This is a genomic window from Pseudomonas sp. AC172 (assembly GCF_979258595.1).
On record NZ_OZ409868.1, the window covers coordinates 215,017 to 239,058 of the forward strand.

At 59.0% G+C, this 24,042-nt stretch carries 31 protein-coding genes; 20 read left to right on the plus strand and 11 right to left on the minus strand.

All coding sequences use genetic code 11. The features are described 5' to 3' along the window. From ACZ0A4_RS01030 to recX, 14 genes are all read left to right on the plus strand, one after another. Entirely contained in the window at positions 1-426 is a 426-nt protein-coding gene (locus ACZ0A4_RS01030) for a phage tail protein (RefSeq protein WP_463572708.1), read from the plus strand. Between the two features lie 57 nt (positions 427-483). Further along, positions 484-1,578, plus strand: a complete 1,095-nt coding sequence (locus ACZ0A4_RS01035) for a phage tail protein (protein WP_463572710.1) — start codon at positions 484-486, stop codon at positions 1,576-1,578. Positions 1,579-1,586: 8 nt separating this feature from the next. Next, entirely contained in the window at positions 1,587-2,153 is a 567-nt protein-coding gene (locus ACZ0A4_RS01040) for a tail fiber assembly protein (RefSeq protein ID WP_463572711.1), read from the plus strand. Positions 2,154-2,175: 22 nt separating this feature from the next. Then, complete coding sequence (locus ACZ0A4_RS01045; protein WP_463572712.1) at positions 2,176-3,102, plus strand: glycine-rich domain-containing protein; 927 nt, start codon at positions 2,176-2,178, stop codon at positions 3,100-3,102. Beyond that, on the plus strand, positions 3,102-3,569 hold the full coding sequence (locus ACZ0A4_RS01050; protein WP_463572713.1) for a phage tail assembly chaperone: 468 nt from the start codon (positions 3,102-3,104) through the stop codon (positions 3,567-3,569). The genes ACZ0A4_RS01045 and ACZ0A4_RS01050 overlap by 1 nt, the downstream gene beginning before the upstream one ends. A gap of 41 nt (positions 3,570-3,610) precedes the next feature. Then, positions 3,611-4,507: a gp53-like domain-containing protein gene (locus ACZ0A4_RS01055; protein WP_463572714.1), complete on the plus strand. Its 897-nt coding sequence runs from the start codon at positions 3,611-3,613 to the stop codon at positions 4,505-4,507. Beyond that, complete coding sequence (locus ACZ0A4_RS01060; RefSeq protein ID WP_463572715.1) at positions 4,508-4,954, plus strand: tail fiber assembly protein; 447 nt, start codon at positions 4,508-4,510, stop codon at positions 4,952-4,954. It begins immediately after the preceding gene. An 18-nt stretch (positions 4,955-4,972) separates the two neighbouring features. Further along, a complete protein-coding gene (locus ACZ0A4_RS01065) occupies positions 4,973-6,133 on the plus strand; it encodes a glycine-rich domain-containing protein (RefSeq protein WP_463572716.1) in 1,161 nt (386 codons plus the stop codon). Beyond that, a complete protein-coding gene (locus ACZ0A4_RS01070) occupies positions 6,133-6,387 on the plus strand; it encodes a hypothetical protein (RefSeq protein ID WP_160056301.1) in 255 nt (84 codons plus the stop codon). Before ACZ0A4_RS01065 ends, ACZ0A4_RS01070 begins: the two co-directional genes overlap by 1 nt. Positions 6,388-6,423: 36 nt before the next feature. Next, positions 6,424-6,990: a glycoside hydrolase family 19 protein gene (locus ACZ0A4_RS01075; protein ID WP_463572717.1), complete on the plus strand. Its 567-nt coding sequence runs from the start codon at positions 6,424-6,426 to the stop codon at positions 6,988-6,990. Then, positions 6,969-7,487, plus strand: coding sequence for a lysis system i-spanin subunit Rz (locus ACZ0A4_RS01080; protein WP_463572718.1), 519 nt, complete (start codon positions 6,969-6,971; stop codon positions 7,485-7,487). Before ACZ0A4_RS01075 ends, ACZ0A4_RS01080 begins: the two co-directional genes overlap by 22 nt. Positions 7,488-7,554: 67 nt before the next feature. Next, positions 7,555-8,055: a CinA family protein gene (locus ACZ0A4_RS01085; protein WP_322846114.1), complete on the plus strand. Its 501-nt coding sequence runs from the start codon at positions 7,555-7,557 to the stop codon at positions 8,053-8,055. An 83-nt stretch (positions 8,056-8,138) separates the two neighbouring features. After that, entirely contained in the window at positions 8,139-9,194 is a 1,056-nt protein-coding gene (gene recA, locus ACZ0A4_RS01090) for a recombinase RecA (protein ID WP_008077164.1), read from the plus strand. An 8-nt stretch (positions 9,195-9,202) separates the two neighbouring features. Beyond that, a complete protein-coding gene (gene recX, locus ACZ0A4_RS01095; RefSeq protein WP_095112456.1) occupies positions 9,203-9,673 on the plus strand; it encodes a recombination regulator RecX in 471 nt (156 codons plus the stop codon). Between the two features lie 55 nt (positions 9,674-9,728). Here the strand turns inward: recX and ACZ0A4_RS01100 are convergent, their stop codons facing one another. Next, positions 9,729-10,847, minus strand: a complete 1,119-nt coding sequence (locus ACZ0A4_RS01100; protein WP_463572719.1) for an LOG family protein — start codon at positions 10,845-10,847, stop codon at positions 9,729-9,731. Positions 10,848-11,183: 336 nt separating this feature from the next. Between ACZ0A4_RS01100 and ACZ0A4_RS01105 the strand changes: the two genes are divergently transcribed. Then, positions 11,184-11,378: a hypothetical protein gene (locus ACZ0A4_RS01105; protein WP_034154934.1), complete on the plus strand. Its 195-nt coding sequence runs from the start codon at positions 11,184-11,186 to the stop codon at positions 11,376-11,378. Here ACZ0A4_RS01105 and ACZ0A4_RS01110 read toward each other — a convergent pair whose 3' ends face one another. Beyond that, positions 11,379-11,804: a PA3611 family quorum-sensing-regulated virulence factor gene (locus ACZ0A4_RS01110; RefSeq protein WP_008077172.1), complete on the minus strand. Its 426-nt coding sequence runs from the start codon at positions 11,802-11,804 to the stop codon at positions 11,379-11,381. Between the two features lie 189 nt (positions 11,805-11,993). On the opposite strand from ACZ0A4_RS01110, the gene ACZ0A4_RS01115 reads away from it, so the two are divergent. Beyond that, positions 11,994-12,740 (plus strand): tRNA-uridine aminocarboxypropyltransferase, encoded by a 747-nt coding sequence (locus ACZ0A4_RS01115; RefSeq protein WP_463572720.1) that lies wholly within the window; start codon positions 11,994-11,996, stop codon positions 12,738-12,740. Positions 12,741-12,812: 72 nt separating this feature from the next. On the opposite strand, the gene ACZ0A4_RS01120 is transcribed toward ACZ0A4_RS01115, so the two are convergent. Continuing rightward, a complete protein-coding gene (locus ACZ0A4_RS01120) occupies positions 12,813-12,971 on the minus strand; it encodes a hypothetical protein (protein ID WP_463572721.1) in 159 nt (52 codons plus the stop codon). On the opposite strand from ACZ0A4_RS01120, the gene erdR reads away from it, so the two are divergent. Both erdR and ACZ0A4_RS01130 read left to right on the plus strand, forming a co-directional pair. Then, a complete protein-coding gene (erdR, locus tag ACZ0A4_RS01125) occupies positions 12,964-13,614 on the plus strand; it encodes a response regulator transcription factor ErdR (protein WP_397482953.1) in 651 nt (216 codons plus the stop codon). The two genes, ACZ0A4_RS01120 and erdR, sit on opposite strands and share 8 nt — an antisense overlap. A 74-nt stretch (positions 13,615-13,688) precedes the next feature. After that, entirely contained in the window at positions 13,689-14,051 is a 363-nt protein-coding gene (locus ACZ0A4_RS01130) for a diacylglycerol kinase (protein WP_003222276.1), read from the plus strand. Here the strand turns inward: ACZ0A4_RS01130 and ACZ0A4_RS01135 are convergent. After that, the gene (locus ACZ0A4_RS01135) at positions 14,048-14,974 is read right to left on the minus strand and encodes a LysR family transcriptional regulator (RefSeq protein WP_038358063.1); all 927 of its coding nucleotides are present in this window, start codon (positions 14,972-14,974) and stop codon (positions 14,048-14,050) included. The two genes, ACZ0A4_RS01130 and ACZ0A4_RS01135, sit on opposite strands and share 4 nt — an antisense overlap. 133 nt (positions 14,975-15,107) lie before the next feature. On the opposite strand from ACZ0A4_RS01135, the gene fpr reads away from it, so the two are divergent. Beyond that, positions 15,108-15,887 (plus strand): ferredoxin-NADP reductase, encoded by a 780-nt coding sequence (gene fpr / locus ACZ0A4_RS01140; protein WP_007908723.1) that lies wholly within the window; start codon positions 15,108-15,110, stop codon positions 15,885-15,887. An 83-nt stretch (positions 15,888-15,970) separates the two neighbouring features. Here the strand turns inward: fpr and tsaA are convergent, their stop codons facing one another. The 6 genes from tsaA to rimO form a co-directional block, all read right to left on the minus strand. Then, positions 15,971-16,678 (minus strand): tRNA (N6-threonylcarbamoyladenosine(37)-N6)-methyltransferase TrmO, encoded by a 708-nt coding sequence (gene tsaA / locus ACZ0A4_RS01145; protein ID WP_463577470.1) that lies wholly within the window; start codon positions 16,676-16,678, stop codon positions 15,971-15,973. A 176-nt stretch (positions 16,679-16,854) separates the two neighbouring features. Continuing rightward, positions 16,855-17,625, minus strand: coding sequence for an SDR family oxidoreductase (locus ACZ0A4_RS01150; protein ID WP_242204804.1), 771 nt, complete (start codon positions 17,623-17,625; stop codon positions 16,855-16,857). Between the two features lie 128 nt (positions 17,626-17,753). Further along, on the minus strand, positions 17,754-18,224 hold the full coding sequence (locus tag ACZ0A4_RS01155; RefSeq protein ID WP_053117744.1) for a YehS family protein: 471 nt from the start codon (positions 18,222-18,224) through the stop codon (positions 17,754-17,756). A 72-nt stretch (positions 18,225-18,296) separates the two neighbouring features. Further along, on the minus strand, positions 18,297-19,007 hold the full coding sequence (locus ACZ0A4_RS01160; RefSeq protein WP_463572724.1) for an rRNA pseudouridine synthase: 711 nt from the start codon (positions 19,005-19,007) through the stop codon (positions 18,297-18,299). Positions 19,008-19,198: 191 nt separating this feature from the next. Next, the gene (locus tag ACZ0A4_RS01165) at positions 19,199-19,672 is read right to left on the minus strand and encodes a GNAT family N-acetyltransferase (RefSeq protein WP_463572725.1); all 474 of its coding nucleotides are present in this window, start codon (positions 19,670-19,672) and stop codon (positions 19,199-19,201) included. 310 nt (positions 19,673-19,982) lie between these two features. Further along, positions 19,983-21,320 carry a 30S ribosomal protein S12 methylthiotransferase RimO gene (rimO, locus tag ACZ0A4_RS01170; protein ID WP_463572726.1) on the minus strand — a complete coding sequence of 446 codons (1,338 nt, stop codon included), beginning with the start codon at positions 21,318-21,320 and terminating at the stop codon, positions 19,983-19,985. 349 nt (positions 21,321-21,669) lie between these two features. Between rimO and ACZ0A4_RS01175 the strand changes: the two genes are divergently transcribed. Continuing rightward, positions 21,670-23,511, plus strand: coding sequence for a potassium transporter Kup (locus tag ACZ0A4_RS01175; protein ID WP_463577472.1), 1,842 nt, complete (start codon positions 21,670-21,672; stop codon positions 23,509-23,511). Positions 23,512-23,697: 186 nt separating this feature from the next. On the opposite strand, the gene ACZ0A4_RS01180 is transcribed toward ACZ0A4_RS01175, so the two are convergent. Continuing rightward, a complete protein-coding gene (locus ACZ0A4_RS01180; RefSeq protein ID WP_463572728.1) occupies positions 23,698-24,027 on the minus strand; it encodes a DUF3077 domain-containing protein in 330 nt (109 codons plus the stop codon). Between the last annotated feature and the right edge of the window lie 15 nt (positions 24,028-24,042).

Sequence of the window (24,042 nt, forward strand, 5' to 3'; positions counted from 1 at the left end):
ATGAAACGTTTCTATAGCCGTACCACCGGCAACACTTATTTGTCGGGTTATCACACCAGCCTTCCGGACGATGCCGTTGAAATTGACGAGGCACGTTATGAGTCGGTGATCGCAAATCCTGTAGCGGGTACAGAGCGATCCCATGACGAGCAAGGTCTGCCGATCCTGGTCGAGTTGACAGCTCTTTCAGATGAGCAAACGTCGACCCAAGCCAAAACATGGCGCGATCAGGAATTCAACCGGATTGTCTGGTTACGCGATCGTCACCGTGACGAAGTGGAACTGATGAAGGCCACCACGCTGTCCGACGCTGAATACCTGACGCTGCTGACCTACCTGCAGGCGCTGCGCAAGTGGCCCCAGGCGAAGAAATTTCCCGCCAAACGCTCTCGACCGAAAAAGCCTGCCTGGATGACTGCCGAGTGACTGGATGCTGCTTTGTCGGCATCGCCTATCAATATTCCAGGTATAGGAGAAACAATTATGGATTATCCAAAAAGCGTCCCCAGCGTCGGCTTGATCGATGGTCGTTTAGTCGATGAAAACCCGGTGGCGGGAACGCCGGGGTCGTTGATTCCGGCGGTTTGGGGCAACAGTGTGACTCAGGAGATTCTGAGTGTGGTTACCGGCGGCGGGTTAGTGCCGTCCGAGGCGGATACCGGGCAGTTGTACAAGGCGATTCAGTCGATCATCGGCAGCACGAGTCCGATGCGTTCGGTCATCACCCGATTGGCCGCGTCGAAAACTCTGACCGATGCCGAACTCGGCCTCGTCCTGATCGATGGCAGCCCCGGCCCGGTGACCTTGCTGCTACCACCGGCCAACATCGCACTCGGTGTGCGTGATGTGATTGTTCGGCGGGTGGACAACAGCGGCAACCGTATGGTCATCCAGGCATCGGGCACGGATCGCATTCGCTTTCATACGCATCTGGCGGCCAGCGGTTATCCATTTTTCGTGTTGATGGGCGGCGGAGACTGGTGGCATTTGCGCAGTGATGGGGCCGGGAGTTGGTGGCCGGTCGGACGCTTCGACAATACCCCGCTTGGCCGGCCGTTTTTCGAGACAACCGTCATGCTCAGCCCAGGCGGATACGGCGCGCTAAATGGCTCTGTCATGAAGCGCGCGGAATGGCCGTGGCTGTGGGATCACGCCCAGCAATCAGGCATGTTGGGCGCTGAAGCCTTTCGGGCGAGCACCGAGGGCAAATGGACCACAGGTGACGGTACGACAACGTTTCGCGGTCCTGATGGGCGAGGGGAGTTCCTTCGGGTTCTGGATGAAGGTCGTGGTGTGGATACCGGACGCGGGATGGGTACTTTTCAGCCTGGATCGACGCACTCTTATGCGATGGGGGCGAATGGTGGCGGTGCCGTCGGGTCGCGCTGGACGGACAGCCTGACGGCAGTGGGGGCGGATACTCGAGAGGAGCCTCAGTACGTATCGGGGCTGAGCAATGGCGGCCCGATTTATCCAGCGGGTACCAGTTATCAAATGGACCCGTCAGCGACACTGCTCTACGCCTTCAAATCCCGCCCGCGCAACATGGCCTATCCCGGCCGCATCAAACTCATCTGAGGCGCTTTATGTTCAATTATCTATTTGATGGTTCGGGCGCTCTGTCCGGGCCTGTCGAGTTCATTGCCACGCCAGGCATCGGCGTTCAGTTGCCCGGTAATGCTGTTGAGCTGGCTTACGAGTTGCCTGAGCCGGAAGCCGGTCGCAGTTGGGCGCTGATCAACGGTGTCCCCCGTGAAGTGATCGATCGTCGGGGCATGGTTTATCGCAAGGACGGCGGTACCCATCAGATCTGGACCGAGCTGGGAGAGTTGCCAGACACCCTGACCGCACAGCCCTGGCCAGGGGAGTTCCATATCTGGCGCGACAACGCCTGGGTACAGGATGAGCAGGCTCGCTTGGCGAGCGTAAGACAGCAATGCCTCAATCAGCGCGACGCACTGCTACGCGATGCCGTGCTGCGCATCGCGCCCCTGCAATACGCCGAAGACATCGGCGATGCCAGCCATGACGAACAACTGCTGCTGATCGAATGGAAGCTCTACAGCGTCGAGCTGAACCGCATCGAAAAACAGGCCGGTTTTCCCGATGAAATTACCTGGCCGGTCGCACCCGGCGCAACCGTAGCCAACTGATTTCAGCACAGGAAGCAGTGCAATGGATTATCCAAAAAACATTCCCGGCGTGGGGCTGGTCAACGGCGGCTTTGTCGATGAAAACCCGCTCGCCGGAACACCGGGATCGTTGATTCCGGCTGCGTGGGGCAACAGTGTCACGCAGGAAATTCTCAACGCGATCAAGGCCGCCGGATTGACACCGGATGAAGCCAGAACCGATCAACTGGCCAGCGCAATCGGTGCACTGGTCGACTTCAGCAAACTGAAAAATACCCCAACCACATTGGCTGGTTACGGCATTACCGATGCAGTGGGGCGGTTGCTGGCAGTCAGGCAGTTCGAATCCGTCGGAATCACGCTCTACAAACCACATCCCAGAGCGAAACGCATACGTGTGCGCTTGGTCGGTGCGGGTGGTTCCGGTGGAGGCTGTGAGCCCGTCCCCGCCAATAATCACCGAATCGGTGGTGGCGGTGGTTCCGGTGCCTATGCGGAGAGTCTCTACGACGTGACCGCGCAAATGCTGGCTGGCGTGCCTGTGTCTTTGGGGGCTGGCGGCACTGCAGTCAATACGACCGGGATGACCGGGGGCGGTGCTTCCTTCGGCACCTATATGAGTGCCGCTGGCGGTGCAGGCGGGCAAATCCTTTCATTCCCGGTGACAGCAACGACGGTCGGTTTCGTCATGGGCGGCGCTGGCGGACAAATCGTCACGGGTGGTGGTTTGGCCAACGCTCGTGGCACCCCTGGTGAGTTCGCGATGTACAACTTCAATTGGGGTGTGGTTTCCGGGGCCGGGGCTGCCAGCCCGTTTGACGGTGGTGGCACACGTGTAGGCGTCAATGGAAATGGTATCTCCGGCGGGCGAGGCTCTGGTGGCAGCGGGTCCTGTTCGTCGAATGCCTCCGCTTCAGTCGTCAGCGGTGCCGGCGGGCACGCCTTCTGTGAAATCTGGGAGTACGAGTAATGGCCGTTTATGCACGGATCGAAAACGGCGTGGTTGTGGAACGGATTGACACCGGTGACTACGCGATCAGCCAACTGTTTGCGCCGGCTTTTGTCGAGGCGATGGTGCAGGTGCCGGAAGGCATGCACGTTGATATCGGCGCGCCTCTCAGTGAACTGCGCCATGAGGTCACACCGTTGCCGGACATGGGCAAGTCTGTGGTCATGCCTGAAACGGTCGTCGAGGAGCAAGAGCCTTTGGCGGTAGCGCGAACGTGGCGTCAGTCAAGCCTGTTGGCCACTGAATGGTGGGTGACGCGGCATCGCGACGAGCAGGCGCTGGGGCGTGGGACGACGATCAAGGCCGCGCAGTATCTGGAGTTGCTGGAGTACCGCCAGGCGCTGCGTGACTGGCCTGATTCAAGCCAGTTTCCTTCGCCAGTTTCCCGGCCTTCGGCCCCCGAGTGGCTCGCCGCTGATGTTGGTTAACGCCATCAAGTTGCATGTATTTTCAGAGCAGGAGATGAGTAATGGATTATCCAAAAAGTGTTCCCAGTGCGGGTCTGGTGGACGGCAAGTTTGTCGATGAGGATCCGGTAGCGGGTAAACCGGGATCGTTGATTCCGGCGAGTTGGGGAAACGGCGTCACGCAGGAATTACTGAAGGTCATCCAGACTGCCGGTCTTACACCTGCAGAATCCGCCAATGATCAGTTGTTGGGGGCTTTACGCAGTAACAGGTTATTTGTGACTGCGCCGCAATTCGACAGTGGCAAATCGGTTGCAACGACTGAATTCGTAACCCGAACGGGTTTGCAGTTTTCCGGTTTCGCGTCGTATGGAGCGAGCACAGTTCTGAGCGCTGCCAATATCGGTGGAGTCGCCAGCTTTGCGAGTAACTCGCCAATCACGGCGACTTTGCCTTCAATCAACGGAATTGCCCACGCCAGTACCCTTCACTTAATCAATGCGGGCACCGGTATTTTGACGATCAGTCCGGCAGCCAATGAACAGATCGAAACCTGTAATGGCACATTCGGACCGCTGAAGCTGGATATTGGTGATTCCGCTTATCTGATCAAGTTGAGCAATCAGTGGCGTTTATATGGGGGATCGGTCAGCGATAGGTACGCCACAGCACATTCCGGTGTCGTAGGTAACGTCGGCTATCAACGCTATCCCAGCGGTAACATCGACCAGTGGGGCGTTGGCACCACGGATGCCAAAGGTGACGTAAATGTCAGTTTCCCTATCTCTTTTCCCAACGCGTTTTCATCGATCGTGGCCATCCACTCGGGGGGCGACGGCGCGATGGTCATCATGTACTCCAACTCTGCGACGAAACAGGGCTGCCGGCTGAAGGTTCGCAGCTACACCGGTGACGTCAGTGCGAACTGGGGTGTTTTTTACCTTGCAAAGGGCTACTGAATGAATCCGTTCAATGTTTTGTTCAGCGCCAGTACCCGGGGCGCCTATGTACCGGGTATCAATTCAGTGGACATTCCCGACGACGTTATCGAAATTCCTCAGGGCTACTGGATCTCGCTGCTGCAGCAGATGGCGGTCATCCCGAAAGTGATCGGCGTGCGTGCCGATAACGGCTATCCGATTCTCGTCGATCCACCGCCGCCTTCACCGGATGAAGCTGCTGACATAGAGCGCTCGTGGCGTACGGCGCAGCTCGCCGCCACCGACGGTCTGGTGGCCCGTGATCGTGATGAGCTGGAGGACGGCGGCGGCACCACATTGACCACCGAACAGTACGCCGAATTGCAAACCTATCGCCGTGAATTGCGGGACTGGCCCCAGGGTTCTTTTTTTCCGTTCGGCGAGCATCGGCCGGTAGCGCCGAAGTGGTTGGCTGCTGCGCTGTAAGTCATCAGGGAAGTTGAAATGGACTATCCAAAAAGCGTTCCCAGCGTCGGGCTGGTGAATGGCAAATTCGTCAATGAAGACGTCGTCGCGGGATTGCCCGGATCGTTGATCCCGGCGATCTGGGGCAACAGCGTCACCGATGAGTTGTTGAACGTCGTCAAATCCGCCGGCCTTGAACCGAGCGAAGCCGATGCAACCCAGTTGTTGCAATCGATGAAGAAGCTCAGTCAGGCAGGTGAAGACAAACATGCCACTGACATCGGCGCGGCCAATCTCTATATGGCTAATTATGTGCCTGCTGTCACTGTATTGAAGGACGGCTTGGCGCTGCGCTTTACTGCCGGTAATGCCAATAGCGGGGCGAGTACGTTTGCACCGAACGGCTTGATGCCCAAGCCACTGGTCAGTCTTGCAGCGAGTGCATTGCGCCCTGCCGAGATTGTCGGCGGCAGTGTGTGTTCGGTGGTGTACAGCGCAGCACTGGATAGTTGGGTGCTGGTGTATGCGAGTGGTGGCAATGCTGCAAGTGGCCGGCTCTTGGGGATCAAGACGTTTACCGCATCCGGCAACTATGTGCCGTCAGTGGGAATGAAGAACGTATGGGTCACCATCGTCGGCGGAGGTGGTGGCAGCTCGGGAATCGGTGCGACGAACTCTACCCAGGTTTCCCTTACAGGCGGTGGCGCTTCCGGTAGCTACGCACAAGCCTGGTTATCCTCTGCCGCGATCGGGCAGAGCCAAATCATTACCGTGGGGGCTGGGGGCGCGGCGGGTGCTGTTAGCGCAGGCGGGGGAAGTGGTGGAACAAGTTCGCTTGGCTCACTGGTTTCGGCCACCGGCGGTGGTGGTTCTCCCTGGAGTTCCCCGCTCACGCTTCCTGGATTCGGCTTGTATGTGGGTGGGTTTCCCAGCCAAGCCTCAACTGGAGGCAACATTATCAATTCGGCAGGTTCGGCCGGCAGTCCAGGGATGTGCCTCACCGGATCAACCCTTGCCGGGCATGGCGCAAACTCACCTCTTGGCAGTGGTGGTTATGCGAGCAGTGTCGCATTGAGTGTGGCTGCGCCCGGTTCAGGTTATGGCTCAGGCGCGGGCGGGATTGCTAACACCACCAACCAGCCGGGTAGACCGGGCGCAGCAGGCGCTCCCGGTGCCGTGATCATCTACGAGTACGCCTGATGAAAACCTACGCACGCATCACCCAGAACACCGTGGTCGAACTCTTCTCCACCGACGGCAACATGGCCGAGATGTTTCATCCGGATCTGCTCTGGATCGACATCACTGAAATCGCTCCGGCACCGCAAATCGACTGGACCGCCAACTTCGGGACCCTCGGTTGGGTCTTCGCATCCCCCGAAGAACTGACGCCGGACAGCACCCTGAAAACTCTGGCAAAAAAATGGCTGAGCGGCATTGGCCTTCAACCATGATTCAATCGGGGCACTATCCAGGGAGGATCAAGCATTATGCAAATAACTGAAAACAACCTTATCGACATCATGCCCAACGCCCGCTCCCAAGCGGGCGTTTTTGTTTCTGCACTCAACAGCGCCATGGCTCGCCGCTACATCGACTCTCCCAAGCGCGTCGCGGCGTTCCTCGCGCAAGTCGGACACGAGTCCGGGCAACTGCGCTATGTGCGCGAACTGGGCAATAACCAATACCTGAGCAAATACGACACAGGTACGTTGGCCTTGCGTCTGGGCAACACGCCTGAAGCCGACGGCGACGGGCAAAAATACCGAGGACGCGGGTTGATCCAGATTACCGGCCGTTCGAATTACCTTCAGTGCAGTGTTGGCCTGTTCGGCGATGAGCGGCTGCTGTCGTTGCCCGAGTTGCTGGAACAGCCGCAATGGGCCGCCGAGTCCGCGGCATGGTTCTGGGAGCAGAAGGGTCTGAACGCACTGGCCGACCGCGACGAGTTCAACACCATCACCCGGCGCATCAACGGCGGGTTGAACGGCTTGCAGGATCGCCTGGAGATCTGGGCGCGGGCGAGGGCGGTGCTATGCCAATCCCCTGGCGAATGATCGGCATTGTGTTGCTGGCCGCTGCTGCTTTTGCCGCGGCCTGGCAGTTTCAGGAATGGCGCTACGAACGGCAATTAGCCGAGCAGGCCCGGTTAAACACTGAAACCCTTAATCAACTGACGCAGACTGCCGCCACCGTGCAACAGGCCGAGCAGGATAAACGTCTGGCGCTGGAGCAACGGCTCGCGTCCAGTGAACAAAACCACTACCGAGCGCTGAGCGATGCCCAACGTGATCAGGATCGCCTGCGCGATCGCCTTGCCACTGCTGATGTGCGCCTGTCAGTCCTTCTCGACGCCAGCGACGTTACCCCAGGCTGCAACGTGCCAGCAACCGCCGGCGCCAGCGGCGTGGATCATGCAACCGTACGCGCCCGACTTGACCCGGCGCATGCTCAACGAATTATCGCCATCACCGCTACCGGCGACCGTGGACTGATTGCCTTGCAGGCTTGTCAGGCGTATGTCAGAGCGTTGGCGCCTGCACATTTTGAATGAGTCTGTGTATTGAAAGCGCAACCGGGTCGTGTACGGTGGAGGCATTCCACACGATCCGGAGCACGCCGTGAAAGAGATCACTCAACTGGCCGCTGACCTTGGCCGACGTCTGCAACTGCTCAATGCCCACGTCACCACCGCTGAATCCTGTACCGGTGGCGGGATTGCCGAAGCCATTACGCGGATTCCGGGCAGTTCGGCGTGGTTCGAGGCGGGTTATGTGACCTACTCCAACCGACAGAAAACCCAGCAACTGAATGTGCCGGCCGAGTTGTTCGAAACGGTGGGTGCGGTCAGTCGCGAGGTGGTTGAAGCGATGGTGCGTGGGGCACAGGACAAAAGCCTGGCGCGATTTGCCGTAGCGGTGAGTGGTGTGGCCGGCCCGGACGGCGGCTCGCCGAACAAACCGGTCGGCACGGTGTGGCTGGCCTGGGGTGTTGGCGAAACGGTCACCAGTGAGGTGCAGCACTTCCCCGGCAACCGCGATGAAGTCCGCCGACAAACGGTGAAGGCCGCGCTAGAGGGGCTCCTGCGACTAGCGGCACGAGAAATCGAAAATCAGGGGTAGGCGATCCGCGAACGCTGTGGAATAATACTGGCTACTTATACAGGTGTTGGCCGTCAGGCCTTATTGATTACGTGAGGACTTTAATGGACGACAACAAGAAGAAAGCCTTGGCTGCGGCCCTGGGTCAGATCGAACGTCAATTCGGCAAGGGTGCCGTGATGCGTATGGGCGATCAAGACCGTCAGGCGATCCCGGCTATCTCGACTGGCTCTCTGGGTCTGGACATCGCGCTCGGCATTGGCGGCCTGCCAAAAGGCCGTATCGTTGAAATCTACGGTCCGGAATCTTCCGGTAAAACCACACTGACGCTGTCCGTGATCGCCCAGGCTCAGAAAGCCGGCGCGACCTGCGCATTCGTCGACGCCGAACACGCCCTCGACCCAGAGTACGCTGGCAAACTGGGCGTCAACGTCGACGACCTGCTGGTGTCGCAGCCGGACACCGGCGAACAGGCCCTGGAAATCACCGACATGCTGGTGCGTTCCAACGCCGTTGACGTGATCATCGTCGACTCCGTGGCTGCCCTGGTACCGAAGGCTGAAATCGAAGGCGAAATGGGTGACATGCACGTGGGCCTGCAAGCCCGTCTGATGTCCCAGGCGCTGCGTAAAATCACCGGTAACATCAAGAACGCCAACTGCCTGGTGATCTTCATCAACCAGATCCGCATGAAGATCGGCGTGATGTTCGGTAGCCCGGAAACCACCACCGGTGGTAACGCGCTGAAGTTCTACGCTTCGGTTCGTCTCGACATCCGCCGTACCGGCGCGGTGAAGGAAGGCGACGAAGTGGTCGGTAGCGAAACCCGCGTCAAGGTTGTGAAGAACAAGGTCGCTTCGCCGTTCCGTCAGGCCGAGTTCCAGATTCTTTACGGCAAGGGCATCTACCTCAATGGTGAGATGATCGACCTGGGCGTGTTGCACGGTTTCGTCGAGAAGTCCGGCGCCTGGTATGCCTACGAAGGCACCAAGATCGGTCAGGGCAAGGCCAACTCGGCCAAGTTCCTGGCGGACAACCCGGAAATCGCCGCGAAGCTCGAGAAGCAACTGCGTGACAAACTGCTGACGCCGACAGTGATCGACTCCAAGGCTTCTGCAGTCAAAGAGACTGAAGACGACCTGGCCGACGCTGATATCTGATTGCAGCGATGACCACCGCCGTACTCGATACCCTCGTCGCGGTGCGGCGAACCGCCATGGACCTGCTCGCTCGCCGCGAGCATGGTCGAGTCGAGCTGACGCGCAAATTGCGTCAGCGCGGCGCTGAGGCGGAGATGATCGAAACAGCCCTCGACCGTTTGACGGAAGAGGGGCTGCTTTCCGAAGCCCGTTACCTTGAAAGCTTTGTATCCTACCGTGCCCGTTCCGGCTACGGCCCTTTGCGGATTCGCGAAGAGCTGAGCCAGCGCGGTCTGCAACGTGCCGATATCGAACTCGCCCTGCGCGAAAGCGGTATCAGCTGGCAGGAACAACTGCAGGAAACGTGGCGCAGGAAGTTCTCCGGGCATTTACCGATCGATGCGAAAGAACGGGCCAAGCAAGGCCGGTTTCTGGCCTATCGGGGGTTTTCGATGGAGATGATCAACCGCTTGTTCAGCGGCAGAGGCATGGACGATTAAATCGATTCAATAAAAACGGCCCGCTATGGAAATAGCGGGCCGTTTTTTTTTGCCCTCAAATTACCTTGGAGGGTTCGCGCGAACGTTGCGCCGTTTGCGGTTTGGAATCCGCCCAGTTTTCCGGCAGGTTGATGTAGTCGATCAGCTCCCTCAGGCGCCCGTGAGTGCGGGCATTGAAGGCGAAGGCCAGCCGCGCCAGATGGCTGAACTGTGCTTCATCGTGTTCCTCACCGCTGTAGTCGTGTTGATGAAACCGGTCACTCAGGCACAGATCCGCAAAGGCTTCCTGCATGTGTTCCAGTGCCTGCTCGCTGAGCTTGTGATGCATGCGAATCACGAACTGACGCTTGAGCCAGCGACTGGAGTGGAAGTTGCTGTAGAACTGATTGATCTGTTCCACCGCTTCCTCAACGGTGTAAACCAGTCGCATCAACTTCATGTCGGTTGGCAGGATGTAGCGGTTGGTCTCCAGTTGCTGGCGGATGAAGTCTATCGCGCCTTGCCAGAACGTGCCGCCCGGCGCATCCAGCAGCACCACCGGCACCAGTGGGCTTTTGCCGGTCTGGATCAATGTCAGTACTTCCAGCGCTTCATCCAGTGTGCCGAACCCGCCCGGGCATAAAACCAGTGCGTCAGCCTCTTTGACGAAGAACAGCTTGCGCGTGAAGAAAAAATGGAAAGGCAGCAGATTGCCGGTACCGTCGACGGTCGGGTTGGCATGCTGTTCGAAGGGCAGGGTGATGTTGAAACCGAGGCTATGATCGCGGCCGGCACCTTCATGGGCGGCGGCCATGATGCCGCCCCCGGCACCGGTGATGACCATCATGTCCGAGCGCGTCAACGCCGCGCCGAGCTCTCGGGCCATGGCATACAAAGGATGTTCAACCGGCGTGCGCGCCGAGCCGAATACGGTGACTTTGCGTCGACCCTTGAATTGCTCCAGCACCCTGAACGCCTGCTCCAGTTCGCGCAGGGCCTGCAGGGTGATCTTGGCGTTCCAGCGGTTGTGATCTTCCTGGGCCATGCGCAGCACGGTCAGGATCATGTCGCGGTAGATGGGAATGTTCGGGCTGTTGGGGGAAACACGGTTGAGTTGTGCTTCGACCTGGCTGATGAGGTCGGGACCGCTTTCCTGAAAATGACGGCTCAAGAGGTCATTCGGTTGGTAAGGCATTCAACGTCTCCTTCTGCACAGAGCGGATGGCCCTGACGAGCGGCGTCAGTGCCGCGCTGCAAAAAACACACGATCGGCAGTTCCTTTCCTGCCGTTGAAAAGTGATCGGGAATACTCTGAATCTAGACCCTTGCGCGCAATCGCGCTGACTTGATCATTGCGCTGCAAGGTTTTGGCTGGCAACCGTTTATTGATTTTCCGCCGTTGCGTCACCGCTCGTCCGAACGTGCGCCGAGCGGCAATCCCTCTGATTAACTAACGTACAGGCGCCGTACGACAGCTTTGCGTCAAGGTGCACGCTATTAAGGATTTGCGGGTGGCAAGGAGGCGGGACACATGGCCAGAGTGATTCTGGAGATCGATACGCAGCTGTATCGAATGTTGAAGGCATCAGCCGAGACCAATCATCTGAGTCTCGAAGAGGAGTGCTGCCGGCGGTTGGCGGGCGGCGAGCGCCGTTCGCACTATTTACAGGCCTTGCTGGCCGAACTGCGCGCCGAGGATGAACAGCGGCGCGCCAATTCGCGATGATTACTTCTTCTTCGCCGGACCGGCTTTCGGGCAATCCGATTCCTGGTAGCTGGCGGAGCCGATCGCTTTATTGGTTTTCACTTCCGTGAAGTCGTAACGCATGATCGCGCCCTTGGCCATCAGCTTGCGAAACGACGGGTTGTTGCAGACCGAAGCGCCCAACTGGAAATACACGGCTTTAGGGTCCGCGCGCATCTTGTCGGCATGGCTCTTCTGCACGCTCAGGTGGTTGATCAACTGCGTGCCTTCAACGGTGAAGCCCTGATCAAGAATGTCTTCACTGATGGCGCGTGGCGTGCCGACGCTGCTTTGGGCGGCGACGTTGCGCAGCTCGCGGTTCAGATTCTGCTCACTCAGGGAGGCAGCCTGAGCGGTGAAGGACGACGCCAGCAGAATGGCAGCGGTGGGAACGATAAGGCGCAGCATGAAACTCTCCTGGTTCAGTGACTGGTGGTTCGACCAGCCACGTGACTGTGCGTTCAGTGGCGGCGAATTATAGGGGAGCCGGTCGGGAGGGTACAGGCTTGTGCCCGTCGCTCTGGTAAACTGCCGGCCTTTATTGCCCTGCCGAGTGTTGTTCGTGTCGAGTTTTCCTGCTTTTCGGCGTTATCCGCGATGAACCATGCCCCCAACGCTGTCGCTCGTCTGCGTGACCAGCGCGAAGATGAAGGCATCAAGCCGATTCAGGCCCGAGGTTTTCGCTCTGAGCGTTGTCGCGACTGCCGGGTGATCATCAGCCATTGCCTGTGCGCCTGGCGACCGAGTGTTGAAACACGTTCGGGCGTATGCCTGATCATGACCGGCAAGGAAGTGTTCAAACCGAGCAACACCGGTTGGCTGATTGCCGACGTCGTGCGCGATAACCATGCGTTTATCTGGTCGCGCACCGAGCCCGATCCGCAGATGCTGGCGCTGCTCAACGATCCGCAGTGGCAGCCATATCTGGTATTTCCCGGCGAATACGTTGAACCGTCGCGAGTGACCAACACCGTCGCGATCGATAACAGCAAGCGGCCGCTGTTCATTTTGCTCGATGCGACCTGGACCGAAGCACGAAAGATTTTCCGCAAGAGCCCGTACTTCGACCGTCTGCCGATCCTCAGTCTGCTGCCGGATAAACTTTCGCGATACCGCTTGCGCCGTTCGACCCGCAGCGAGCATTTGTGCACCGCCGAAGTCGCGGCGTTGTGCCTGGAACTCGCGGGTGACAGCGACGCCGCCTCGGCGCTGGACGCCTATTTCGACGTGTTCAGCCAGCATTACCTCGGCGCCAAACAACAGTTGGAAATGAATGAAGCCACCCCCGCTCATGCCGAGTTGCTGCCCTATATACGAAAGCCGCAGCCGGAGTTGGCCCAATAGTGGCCCATACTGTACAAGCCAGCGGCCGTGCTGCTTGACCACCCCGTCTTCGCTGGGCATGCTTGGCGCCGATTAGGGTGCGGCCAAGGTTTGAAACGCCGTGTTTGCTGTTGATTGGCGTTGAACGTGCCCCTGTGGATATCGCTTGAGAGCGACATCTTGAGTTGCTTTGGCCAGACCGGAATGCACCGGGTCTGCCATCAAAAACAGGATCATTTGAAAAATGGCCACATACGACATCCTGATTGCCGATGACCACCCTCTGTTTCGTAGTGCTCTGCATCAAGCGGTGACGCTGGGCCTTGGCCCGGATGTGCGTTTGGTAGAAGTGGCGAGCATCGCCGAGCTGGAATCTCGCCTGACCGAAAAGGCTGACTGGGATCTGGTCCTGCTGGACCTGAACATGCCCGGCGCTTTCGGGTTTTCCGGTTTGGTCATGCTGCGCGGGCAGTACCCGCAGATTCCGGTGGTGATGGTTTCGGCGCAGGAAGAGGCTTCGGTGATGGTCAAATCCCGTGAGTTTGGCGCCAGTGGCTTTATTCCCAAGTCCAGCGACCTCAGCGTGATTCAGCAAGCGGTGCGCAAAGTGCTCGACGGCGATGTGTTCTGGCCTCCGCAGGCGTTCGAAGCTGTCGCCGTTTCCGACGAAGCCAAAGCTGCCAGCGATGGCCTCGCTAGCCTGACCCCGCAGCAGTTTCGCGTGTTGACCATGGTCTGTGAAGGCTTGCTGAACAAGCAGATTGCCTATGAGCTGAGCGTGTCGGAAGCGACCATCAAGGCCCACGTCACGGCGATCTTTCGCAAGCTGAATGTGCGCACTCGCACGCAAGCGGCTTTACTGCTGCAACAACTTGAGTCAATTCCGAGCCAATAATGGCTGGCGTCTTCACGCTTTTTTGACTTTTGTTGCTCTAGCTTTCCCACTCCTTTTTGGTTGGTTTCTACTTTATGTCACCTTTCAAGGGCCAGACCGGCCTGAAACGTATTCTCAACGCCTCCGGTTACTCGCTGGACGGTCTGCGCGCAGCCTTCACCGGTGAGGCGGCTTTTCGTCAGCTGGTGTTGCTCAATGTCGTGCTGATTCCGCTGACGTTCTTTCTGAATGTCAGCCGCGTTGAGCAAGCGCTGTTGATCGCGGTGTGCCTGTTGGCGCTGATCGTCGAGTTGCTGAACTCGGCAGTCGAGGCGGCCATCGACCGCATCTCGCTGGAACTGCACCCGTTGTCGAAAAACGCCAAGGACATGGGCAGCGCCGCGCAATTTGTCGCGCTGAGCATGATCGCGCTGGTGTGGGCAGTGATTCTGCTTTAAGCGATCGTCGGCAAAACGATCTCGTCGCTGCGCTGCACCCCAGCGGTGAAAGCGCGGCACAGGTCGAGAAATTCGCGCATGGCCGAAGTCTGATACTTCTGTTTGTGCCAGATGAAGTAAAACTGTCGCGCCAGATCCAGATCCGGCGTTTCCACCGGCACCAGACTGCCGCGCCGGAACGCATCACGCAGCGCCAGGCGTGAAATGCAGCCAATCCCCAGCCCCGACTCCACCGCGCGTTTGATCGCTTCGGTGTGTTCCAGCTCCAGACGGATATTCAGCGCGCTGCGATGGTGACGCATGGCCTGATCGAAGGTCAGTCGCGTGCCGGAACCCTGCTCGCGCAGAATCCACGCTTCATGGGTCAACTCTTCCATGGTCGCGCTGCCGCGTTGCGCCAGCGGATGCTGCGGCGCGCAAAACACCACCAGCTCATCTTCGACCCAACTCTGCACTTCGATGTCCGGATGACTGCAATCGCCTTCGATTAGACCCAGATCAATTTCGTAGTGGGCGACTTGTTGCACGATATTGGCCGTGTTCTGCACGTGCAGCTTCACCTGACTTTCCGGGTGACGCTGCATGAAGCTGCCGATCAGAAGCGTCGCCAGATAATTGCCGATGGTCAGCGTCGCGCCCACCGACAGTGAGCCGAAACCGGATTTGCCGTTGAGCAAGTCTTCGATTTCCTTGGCCTGATCGAGCAGGGCCACCGCCTGCGGCAGCAGCTGTTTACCGAGGGCGTTGAGGCTCAGTCGCTTGCCGGCGCGGTCGAACAGCTGGCAGCTGGACTGGCGCTCAAGCTCGGTGATCGAGGTGCTGGCGGCCGACTGCGAGAGGTTGAGCAGACCCGCAGCACGGGATACGCTTTCCTGCTGGGCGACGGCGACGAAGACTTGCAGTTGACGGAGAGTAAATCGCATATCGATATAACCGATAACCCTTATCTTAATAATCCAGTTAACAGATATTGTCGTCGCTATTAGAATGCGATGCAATTGCGCACCGTCGCCTTCAAAAGCCAGCGCAGACCCAATCTCCAGGAGTCAAACGTACATGAGCAACATGAACCACGAGCGTGTCCTCAGTGTTCATCACTGGAACGACACTCTGTTCAGCTTCAAGTGCACCCGCGATCCGGGCCTGCGCTTCGAGAACGGTCAGTTCGTGATGATCGGCCTGCAACAGCCTAACGGCCGCCCGCTTATGCGCGCTTACTCGATCGCCAGCCCGAACTGGGAAGAGCATCTGGAGTTCTTCAGCATCAAGGTGCAGGACGGCCCGCTGACCTCGCAGCTGCAGCACTTGAAGGAAGGCGACGAGATCATCATCTCGAAAAAGCCTACCGGCACCCTGGTGCTCGACGACCTGAACCCGGGCAAGCACTTGTACCTGCTGAGCACCGGCACCGGTCTGGCGCCGTTCATGAGCGTGATTCAGGATCCGGAAACCTACGAGCGCTTTGAAAAAGTGATCCTGGTCCACGGCGTACGTTACGTCAACGAAGTCGCCTACCGCGAATTCATCACCGAGCACCTGCCGCAGAACGAGTTCTTCGGCGAAGCGCTGCGTGACAAGCTGATCTATTACCCGACCGTGACCCGTGAGCCTTTCGAGAATCAGGGCCGTCTGACCGATCTGATGCGCAGCGGCAAGCTGTTCAGCGACATCGGCCTGCCACCGATCAACCCGCAGGACGACCGCGCGATGATCTGCGGCAGCCCGAGCATGCTCGACGAGACCAGCGAAGTGCTCGACAGCTTCGGCCTGAAGATCTCGGCGCGGATGCGCGAGCCGGGTGATTACCTGATCGAGCGTGCGTTCGTCGAGAAGTAAGCCCCACTGAAAAAGCCCCCATTGCCTTTGCAGGCAATGGGGGCTTTTTTATGCCCGAACATTTCCCTACATTGACCGAGGTCTCAGGCTGTGGCGGGAATGACTTCGAGCACGCGGATCTGCTCAGGCGTCGGGTAATGCCAGCGCACGTCCAGATCCCAGAACTGTGCGCCGTACTCGCGTTCCGGCGCCGGAGTTTGATAGGCCGGGCGCGGATCCTGGGCCAGGCACTGTTCAATCAGCTCAATCAACGGCTCATCAAGCCGCTGAGCGTGGGTGTGCGCCTGTTTCAGCGCCGAGTCCGTCCACTGCACTTCAATCAATTGCGGCGCCGCACTGGCGATGCTGTTGGTGGCGTCGGGAATGATGTCGGCGTAAGGCACGTAGGGTTTGATGTCGAGGATCGGTGTGCCGTCGAGCAAGTCGATGCCGGAGATGAACAGCCGATTGGCTTCGACCTTGTCCAGTTTCACCACGGATTGGCCGATGCCGTTCGGTCGGTGAGTGGCGCGGGTGGCGAACACGCCCATGGATTTGTTGCCGCCCAAGCGTGGTGGGCGCACTTTCAGGCGCGGTTTGTCTTCAAGGGCCTGATGAAACAGGAACAGCAGCCAGACATGACTGACCTGTTCCAGACCCTGCACCGCGTCACCCTGATCGAACGGCGCCACCAGTTCCAGCACGCCACGGGCGGCGGGGGCCAGTTGTGGCTGGCGGGGGATGGCAAATTTCTCCTTGAAGCAGGAGCGCACGAAGCCGACGGGGGAGACGCTGTAAGTCATGGTTTGCATTCGAAGCGGGGGCAGGGTGGGCATGATAACCCGTCCCGTCTAAAGTCTGGTGCTGGCAGGGCTGACGCCATCGCTGGCAAGCCAGCTCCCACAGGTTTTTGTGGTGTACTTGGATTATGTAGCCACTCGAGAACCCTGTGGGAGCTGGCTTGCCAGCGATAGGCGCACCGCCGATCTCAGAGGCTGAACCCACCATCCAGCGGAATAATATTCCCGGTCATATAAGCCCCAGCCGTACTCGCCAGACTGATCGCCAACGCCGCCATCTCTTCTTCACGCCCCCAACGCTTCATCGGAATCAACGCCGTATCCTCAGCCAACGCCTGCTGATCATTGCCAATATGCTGAGTCATCTTGCTCGGAAATCGCCCCGGCGCGATCACGTTGACGTTGATGTGCTGGCTCACCAGCTCCCGCGCAAGAATCCGTGACAATTGGTGCAGGGCGGCCTTACTCGGCCCGTAGGCATACGCCTGCTCGCCAAAGGAAGAAATCCCCGCCACCGAACCAATGTTGATAATCCGCGCCGGATTCGCCGCCGAGCCGGCCTTGCGCAACAGCGGCAGAAACTGCTGGATGCAGGTGAACACCGAGGTCACGTTGAGCTGCATGACCTTTTCCCAGCCCTTCACCGGGTAACTCTCCAGCGGCGCGCCCCACGTGGTGCCTGCGTTGTTTACCAGAATATCCAGATGGGTGATTTGCTCGCCCAGGCGCGCGGCCAACTCCTGTACGCCTTCTTCCGTCGCCAGGTTGGCGGCGATGCCATGACATTTGCCCAGGGCGCTGAGTTCTTCGGCGGTTTGATGACACGCTTCAGCGTCACGCGAGCAGACATAGACACGCGCGCCAGCCTCGACAAAGGCTTTGGCGATCATTTTGCCGATACCACGGGTGCCGCCGGTCACCAGAGCGGTGCGGCCTTGCAGGGAGAAATACGGGTGCATGGCGAGTCCTGAGGATTAGGGGTCAGTACACCCTAGTCGTCAGCCGCAAAAAGCGGAGCCACTATTTTCGAAAGGAATGAACGGTCATGCGCTGCGGCGGCGACCATCAGTCGCCACCGCAGGGGGGATCAGGCCGGGCGAACGCGCAGGGTCAGACCCTTAAGGAAGTTGCGCAGCAACTGGTCGCCGCACGGGCGATAGTTGGTGTGGCCAACCTTGCGGAACAACGCGCTCAGCTCAGGCTTGGACACCGGAAACTCGGCCGCCTTGAGGATCGCGTGCATGTCGTCTTCTTTCAATTCGAAGGCCACGCGCAGCTTTTTCAGAATGATGTTGTTGGTCACCGGCACTTCGATCGGCTGCGGCGGACGGCTTTCGTCCTTGCCACGCTTGAAGATCACCAGGCCATCGAGGAAGTGCGCGATGACTTCGTCCGGGCAGCGCACGAAACCTTCTTCGTCTTCTTCTTTCTTGTCGAGCCAGGTCAGCACGTCAGCGAGCGCTACGTCCATGCCGCCAAGTTTGATGATCTCGACCACTTTCTTGTCGCTGATGTCGAGCATGTAGCGCACGCTGCGCAATACGTCGTTATGAATCATGTCGGTAATCCTGATAAGCGTTGTGGGCAGCGCGCAGGCGCGCTGCCGGAATGTGTGGCGGCAGTGGAAGTCTTAGAACTTCTCTTTGCCGGACAGATAGCGCCATTGGCCGACCGGGACTTTGCCGATCGAGACGCCGCCGATGCGGATACGGCGGATGCCGATGACCTTGAGGCCAACCGCTTCGCAGAACTGGGCAATGATCCCCGGCTGCGGGTTTTTCATGGCGAAGCGCAGGCGGTTTTCGTTCTGCCAGCTGGCCTTGACCGGTGGCAGCTCCTTGCCCTTGTGGGTCAGGCCGTGCTGCAGGCGGTTGAGGCCGTGGGCGACCATGTCACCTTCGACTTCGACCACGTATTCCTGCTCGATCTTCGCGGCGTCGGCGGTGAGCTTGCGCAGGATTTTCCAGTCCTGGGTGAACACCAGCAGACCGCTGGCCTTGGCTTGCAGGTCGGCGCTGGCGGTCAGGCGCAGGAAGTGCCCGCGCAACGGGCGCTTGCTGTAACGGTGCTCTTCGCTGAGGGTTTCGGCGCTGAGCGACTGCATGGCAGTCTCGACGTCCATACCGGCCGGCGCGTTGAGCAGGATGGTCACCGGCTCCGGCGCGGTGGCCTGGGCGTCCTTGTCGAGCTCGACCTTCTGGTCGCTGACCTTGAATTGCGGCTCGTCAATCACTTCGCCGTCCACGGTGACCCAGCCGCCCTCGATGAACAGCTCGGCCTCCCGGCGGGAGCAACCGACCAGTTCGATGAGGCGTTTGGAGAGGCGAATCGGGTCAGTCATGACAGGGCCGTAACAAAAAAGGGGTGGGCATTGTACCTGTGTGGCGCCGGTTAAGCCCGGTTCCATTTACAGGCTGTTCGCAATTCCCTGTGGGAGCTAGCCTGCTAGCGATTGCATCACCGCGGTGTATCTGACGGACCGCGGCGCCTGCATCGCTAGCAGGCTAGCTCCCACAGTTGTTTTTGGTTGTGTCAGCCGTTGCTTGAGCGTTGCTGGTTTTGGCGCAAACGCATATGCAGCAACGGATACGGCTGGCCCATGCCATCCACCGCCGACCGGCCGATCACTTCGAACCCCTGCTTGAAATAGAAGCCCAGCGCTTGCGGATTCTGTTCGTTGACGTCGAGTTCATCGGCATTCAGGTGCTGCATCGCGTAGTTGAGCAGTTTCTTGCCCAACCCTTGGCCGCGATGGTCGGGATCGATGAACAACATTTCAATCTTGCCTGCTGCTACCCCGGCGAACCCGGTGATGCGCTGGTCGGCGTCCTTGGTGCAGATCAACATCACCGCATCCAGATAACGCGTTAGCACCAGATTACGCAGCAGCTCAATGTAACTGTCCGGCAGAAAATCATGGGTGGCGCGGACCGAGGCCTCCCAGACCCGGGTCAGTTCCTGATAATCGCTGAGTTTCGGCGTATGGATGACCGAATGGTGACGCATGCCCGTCTGCCTCTTGTCCGTTTCAAGGGAGTCCGTCCCCCGCTAAACGATAGCCGTAAAAAAGCCCCACATCTGGGAAAAAGAGCGGGGCTTTTCTGTATTTGTTGCGGTGTCTGCCTTCCCCCTCACCCCAACCCTCTCCCCCAAGGGGGCGAGGGGGAAGGGAGCTGATCTTCGTGCTTTTCAAACCTGAGTCCGACCGGACAGCTCAGGTCGATGTACCTCGAAAAACAACACGGTCAGCGCCCTCTCCCTCCGGGAGAGGGCTGGGGTGAGGGGCTTTTGACGTTCAGATCCAGACCAGATCAGATCAGATCTGCTCAGCCCACAGATCATATTCGTCAGCGTCAGTCACCTTGCACCAGACCTTGTCGCCCGGCTTCAGATTGCTGCCGTTATCAATAAACACGTTGCCATCGATTTCCGGGGCATCGAAGAAGCAGCGGCCAACCGCGCCTTGCTCGTCAACTTCGTCCACTAGCACTTCGATTTTACGGCCGATGCGCATTTGCAGGCGCGCCGAGCTGATCGCCTGCTGGTGCGCCATGAAGCGATCCCAACGATCCTGCTTGACGTCGTCTGGAACGATCTCCAGATCCAGATCATTGGCCGGAGCGCCTTCAACCGGCGAGTACTGGAAGCAGCCGACGCGGTCGAGCTGAGCTTCGGTCAGCCAGTTCAGCAGGTACTGGAAGTCTTCTTCGGTTTCGCCCGGGAAGCCGACGATGAAGGTCGAACGGATAATCAGATCCGGGCAGATTTCGCGCCAGTTCTTGATGCGCGCCAGGGTCTTGTCTTCGAACGCCGGGCGTTTCATCGACTTCAAAACTTTCGGGCTGGCGTGCTGGAACGGGATGTCCAGGTACGGCAGGATCTTGCCGGCGGCCATCAACGGGATCAGTTCGTCAACGTGCGGGTACGGGTAAACGTAGTGCAGACGGACCCAGACGCCGAGGGTGCTCAGGGCTTCGCAGAGTTCGGTCATGCGGGTTTTCACCGGAGCGCCGTTCCAGAACCCGGTGCGGTACTTGACGTCGACGCCGTAGGCGCTGGTGTCTTGCGAGATCACCAACAGCTCTTTAACGCCGGATTTGACCAGACGCTGAGCTTCGTCGAGCACATCACCCACCGGGCGGCTGACCAGTTTGCCGCGCATCGACGGGATGATGCAGAACGAGCAACTGTGGTTGCAGCCTTCGGAAATCTTCAGGTAGGCGTAGTGACGCGGGGTCAGCTTGATGCCTTGCGGCGGCACCAGGTCGATCAGCGGGTTGTGATCTTTACGCGGCGGCACGACTTCGTGCACGGCGTTGACCACTTGCTCGTACTGCTGCGGACCGGTCACGGCCAGCACGCTCGGGTGTACGTCGCGGATGTTACCTTCTTCCACGCCCATGCAACCGGTGACGATGACCTTGCCGTTTTCCTTGATTGCTTCGCCGATCACTTCAAGCGACTCAGCCTTGGCCGAATCGATGAAACCGCAGGTGTTGACGACTACAACGTCGGCGTCCTGATAGGTGGACACCACGTCATAACCTTCCATGCGCAGCTGAGTCAGGATGCGCTCGGAGTCGACCAGTGCCTTCGGGCAACCCAGAGATACAAAGCCAACCTTTGGATTGGCCGGCGCAGGAGTGGTGGACATGTCTAACCTCGGTATTTTGTGACATCGCTTTCTTGATGCGAAAGCCGACGGACGGGCGCTTAGGGCGCGCCTCTGATCAAAAAGTGCGCAATTCTAGCGGCGAGCAACGCACTTGACCAGCTTTATGCAGGGAAATACGACGAGTGCTGCGCTATGCTTCGCGCCGTGGAGCTTTACCGATTTTTTACAGTCAACAAAACGTCTGTAACAACAGGTAAAACGGCGCATGCTGCACCACAAAGCATAGTGCTTCATTCAAAGAAGCCGGTTCTAAAATCAGGAGTGTTGGATGGGTCAGGCAAGTAGTCATGCGGCAGGCGCCGAGGGTTCGGCCTCCAAGCCGCTGAGCATGCTGGTCGCGGCGGTCGGGGTAGTTTACGGCGACATCGGCACGAGCCCGTTGTACACCCTTAAAGAAGTGTTTTCCGGCGGTTACGGCGTACCGGTCAACCACGACGGCGTGCTGGGCATTCTGTCGTTGATCTTCTGGTCGCTGATCTGGGTCGTGTCGATCAAATACATGATGTTCGTGCTGCGCGCTGACAACCAGGGCGAGGGCGGCATCATGGCGCTCACCGCACTGGCACGTCGTGCGGCGGGGCATCGCAAGAAGCTGCGTTCATTATTGGTGGTCTGCGGACTGATCGGCGCGGCGCTGTTTTACGGCGACAGCATGATCACCCCGGCGATTTCCGTGCTGTCGGCGATTGAGGGGCTGGGGCTGGCATTTGATGGCATCGACCATTGGGTGGTGCCGCTGTCGCTGGTGGTGCTGGTCGCGCTGTTCTTGATTCAGAAACACGGTACGGCGCGGATCGGCATCCTGTTCGGGCCGATCATGGTCACCTGGTTCCTCGTCCTCGGCGCCCTCGGTGTGTATGGCATCAGCCACACGCCAGAAGTGTTGCATGCGATGAACCCGCTATGGGCCGTGCGTTTCTTCACGGTGCACCCAGGCATGGGCGTGGCGATCCTCGGCGCCGTGGTGCTGGCGCTAACCGGTGCCGAGGCGCTGTACGCCGACATGGGCCACTTCGGGCGCAAGCCGATCGCCCGCGCCTGGTTCATCCTCGTGCTGCCGGCGCTGGTGCTGAACTACTTCGGTCAGGGCGCCTTGCTGCTGGACAACCCGGAAGCAGCGCGTAACCCGTTCTATCTGCTGGCACCGAGCTGGGCGTTGATTCCATTGGTCGGCCTGTCGACCATGGCCACGGTGATCGCCTCGCAAGCGGTGATTTCCGGCGCGTTCTCCCTGACCCGGCAGGCGATTCAGCTCGGCTATATTCCGCGCATGTACATCCAGCACACCTCCAGCGACGAGCAAGGCCAGATCTATATTGGCGCGGTGAACTGGGCGCTGATGGTCGGCGTGGTGTTGTTGGTGCTGGGCTTCGAATCCTCAGGCGCACTGGCCTCGGCCTACGGCGTGGCGGTGACTGGCACCATGCTGATGACCACCATTCTGGTGTCGGCGGTAATGCTGCTGCTGTGGAAATGGCCACCGATCCTCGCCGTGCCGGTGCTGCTCGGCTTCCTGCTGGTGGACGGCCTGTACTTCGCCGCCAACGTGCCGAAGATCGTTCAGGGCGGTGCATTCCCGGTGATCGCCGGTATCGCGCTGTTCGTGCTGATGACTACGTGGAAGCGCGGTAAACAGCTGCTGGTCGAACGCTTAGACGAAGGCGCGCTGCCGCTGCCGATCTTCATCAGCAGCATCCGCGTGCAACCGCCGCATCGTGTGCAGGGCACCGCCGTGTTCCTCACCGCGCGCTCCGACGCCGTGCCTCATGCGTTGTTGCACAACTTGCTGCACAACCAGGTGCTGCATGAGCAAGTGGTGTTGCTGACGGTGGTCTACGAAGACATCCCGCGCGTACCGCCATCGCGGCGTTTCGAGGTCGAAGCGCACGGGGAGGGCTTCTTCCGGGTGATCCTGCACTTTGGCTTCACTGACGAGCCGGACGTGCCGCAGGCGCTGAAGCTGTGTCATCTGGATGATCTGGATTTCAGCCCGATGCGCACCACCTACTTCCTCAGCCGGGAAACGGTGATTGCTTCGAAACTTGAGGGGATGGCGCGTTGGCGTGAGGCGTTGTTTGCGTTCATGTTGAAGAATGCCAATGGCAATTTGCGCTTCTTCAATCTGCCGCTGAACCGGGTGATTGAGTTGGGGACGCAGGTGGAGATGTAAACCTGACATCAACTGAAAAGCCCTCGTTGGCCTAGTGGCTGGCGGGGGCTTTTTTGTGTCCGCTGATAAACCTCAAATCCACCACAAATCCCCTGTGGGAGCTGGCTTGCCAGCGATGAGGCTGGCACATTCAGAATCAATGTCGACTGAATCACCGCCATCGCTGGCAAGCCAGCTCCCACAAGGTTATGAGGTGGGTTCAGCCCGTTCGGTTTCTGATTCGGTCTTCGTCCGCGCAGGTCGTGGCACCAACGCCTGGATCACATCATCAAGCAAAGCCTTGCCCATCACCGTCAGGTAATGCGCAGCCCAGGCATGGCGGTCGGTGTCTTTGATGAAGGCCGCATCCTCGGCGAAGGATTTGACGAGGGATAGCAGGTCGGAGGATTGGGACAAGGCATCGATGATCGGGATGCCAGCGCGGACATTGAAGAACGCTTGATCCGAGTTGTAGAGGAAAGGGGTGAAGCCGATGGTTGTAAGGTCTGAAGGCATTGACGGAATTTCTTTGCTCATTGTTTTACTCCCTAA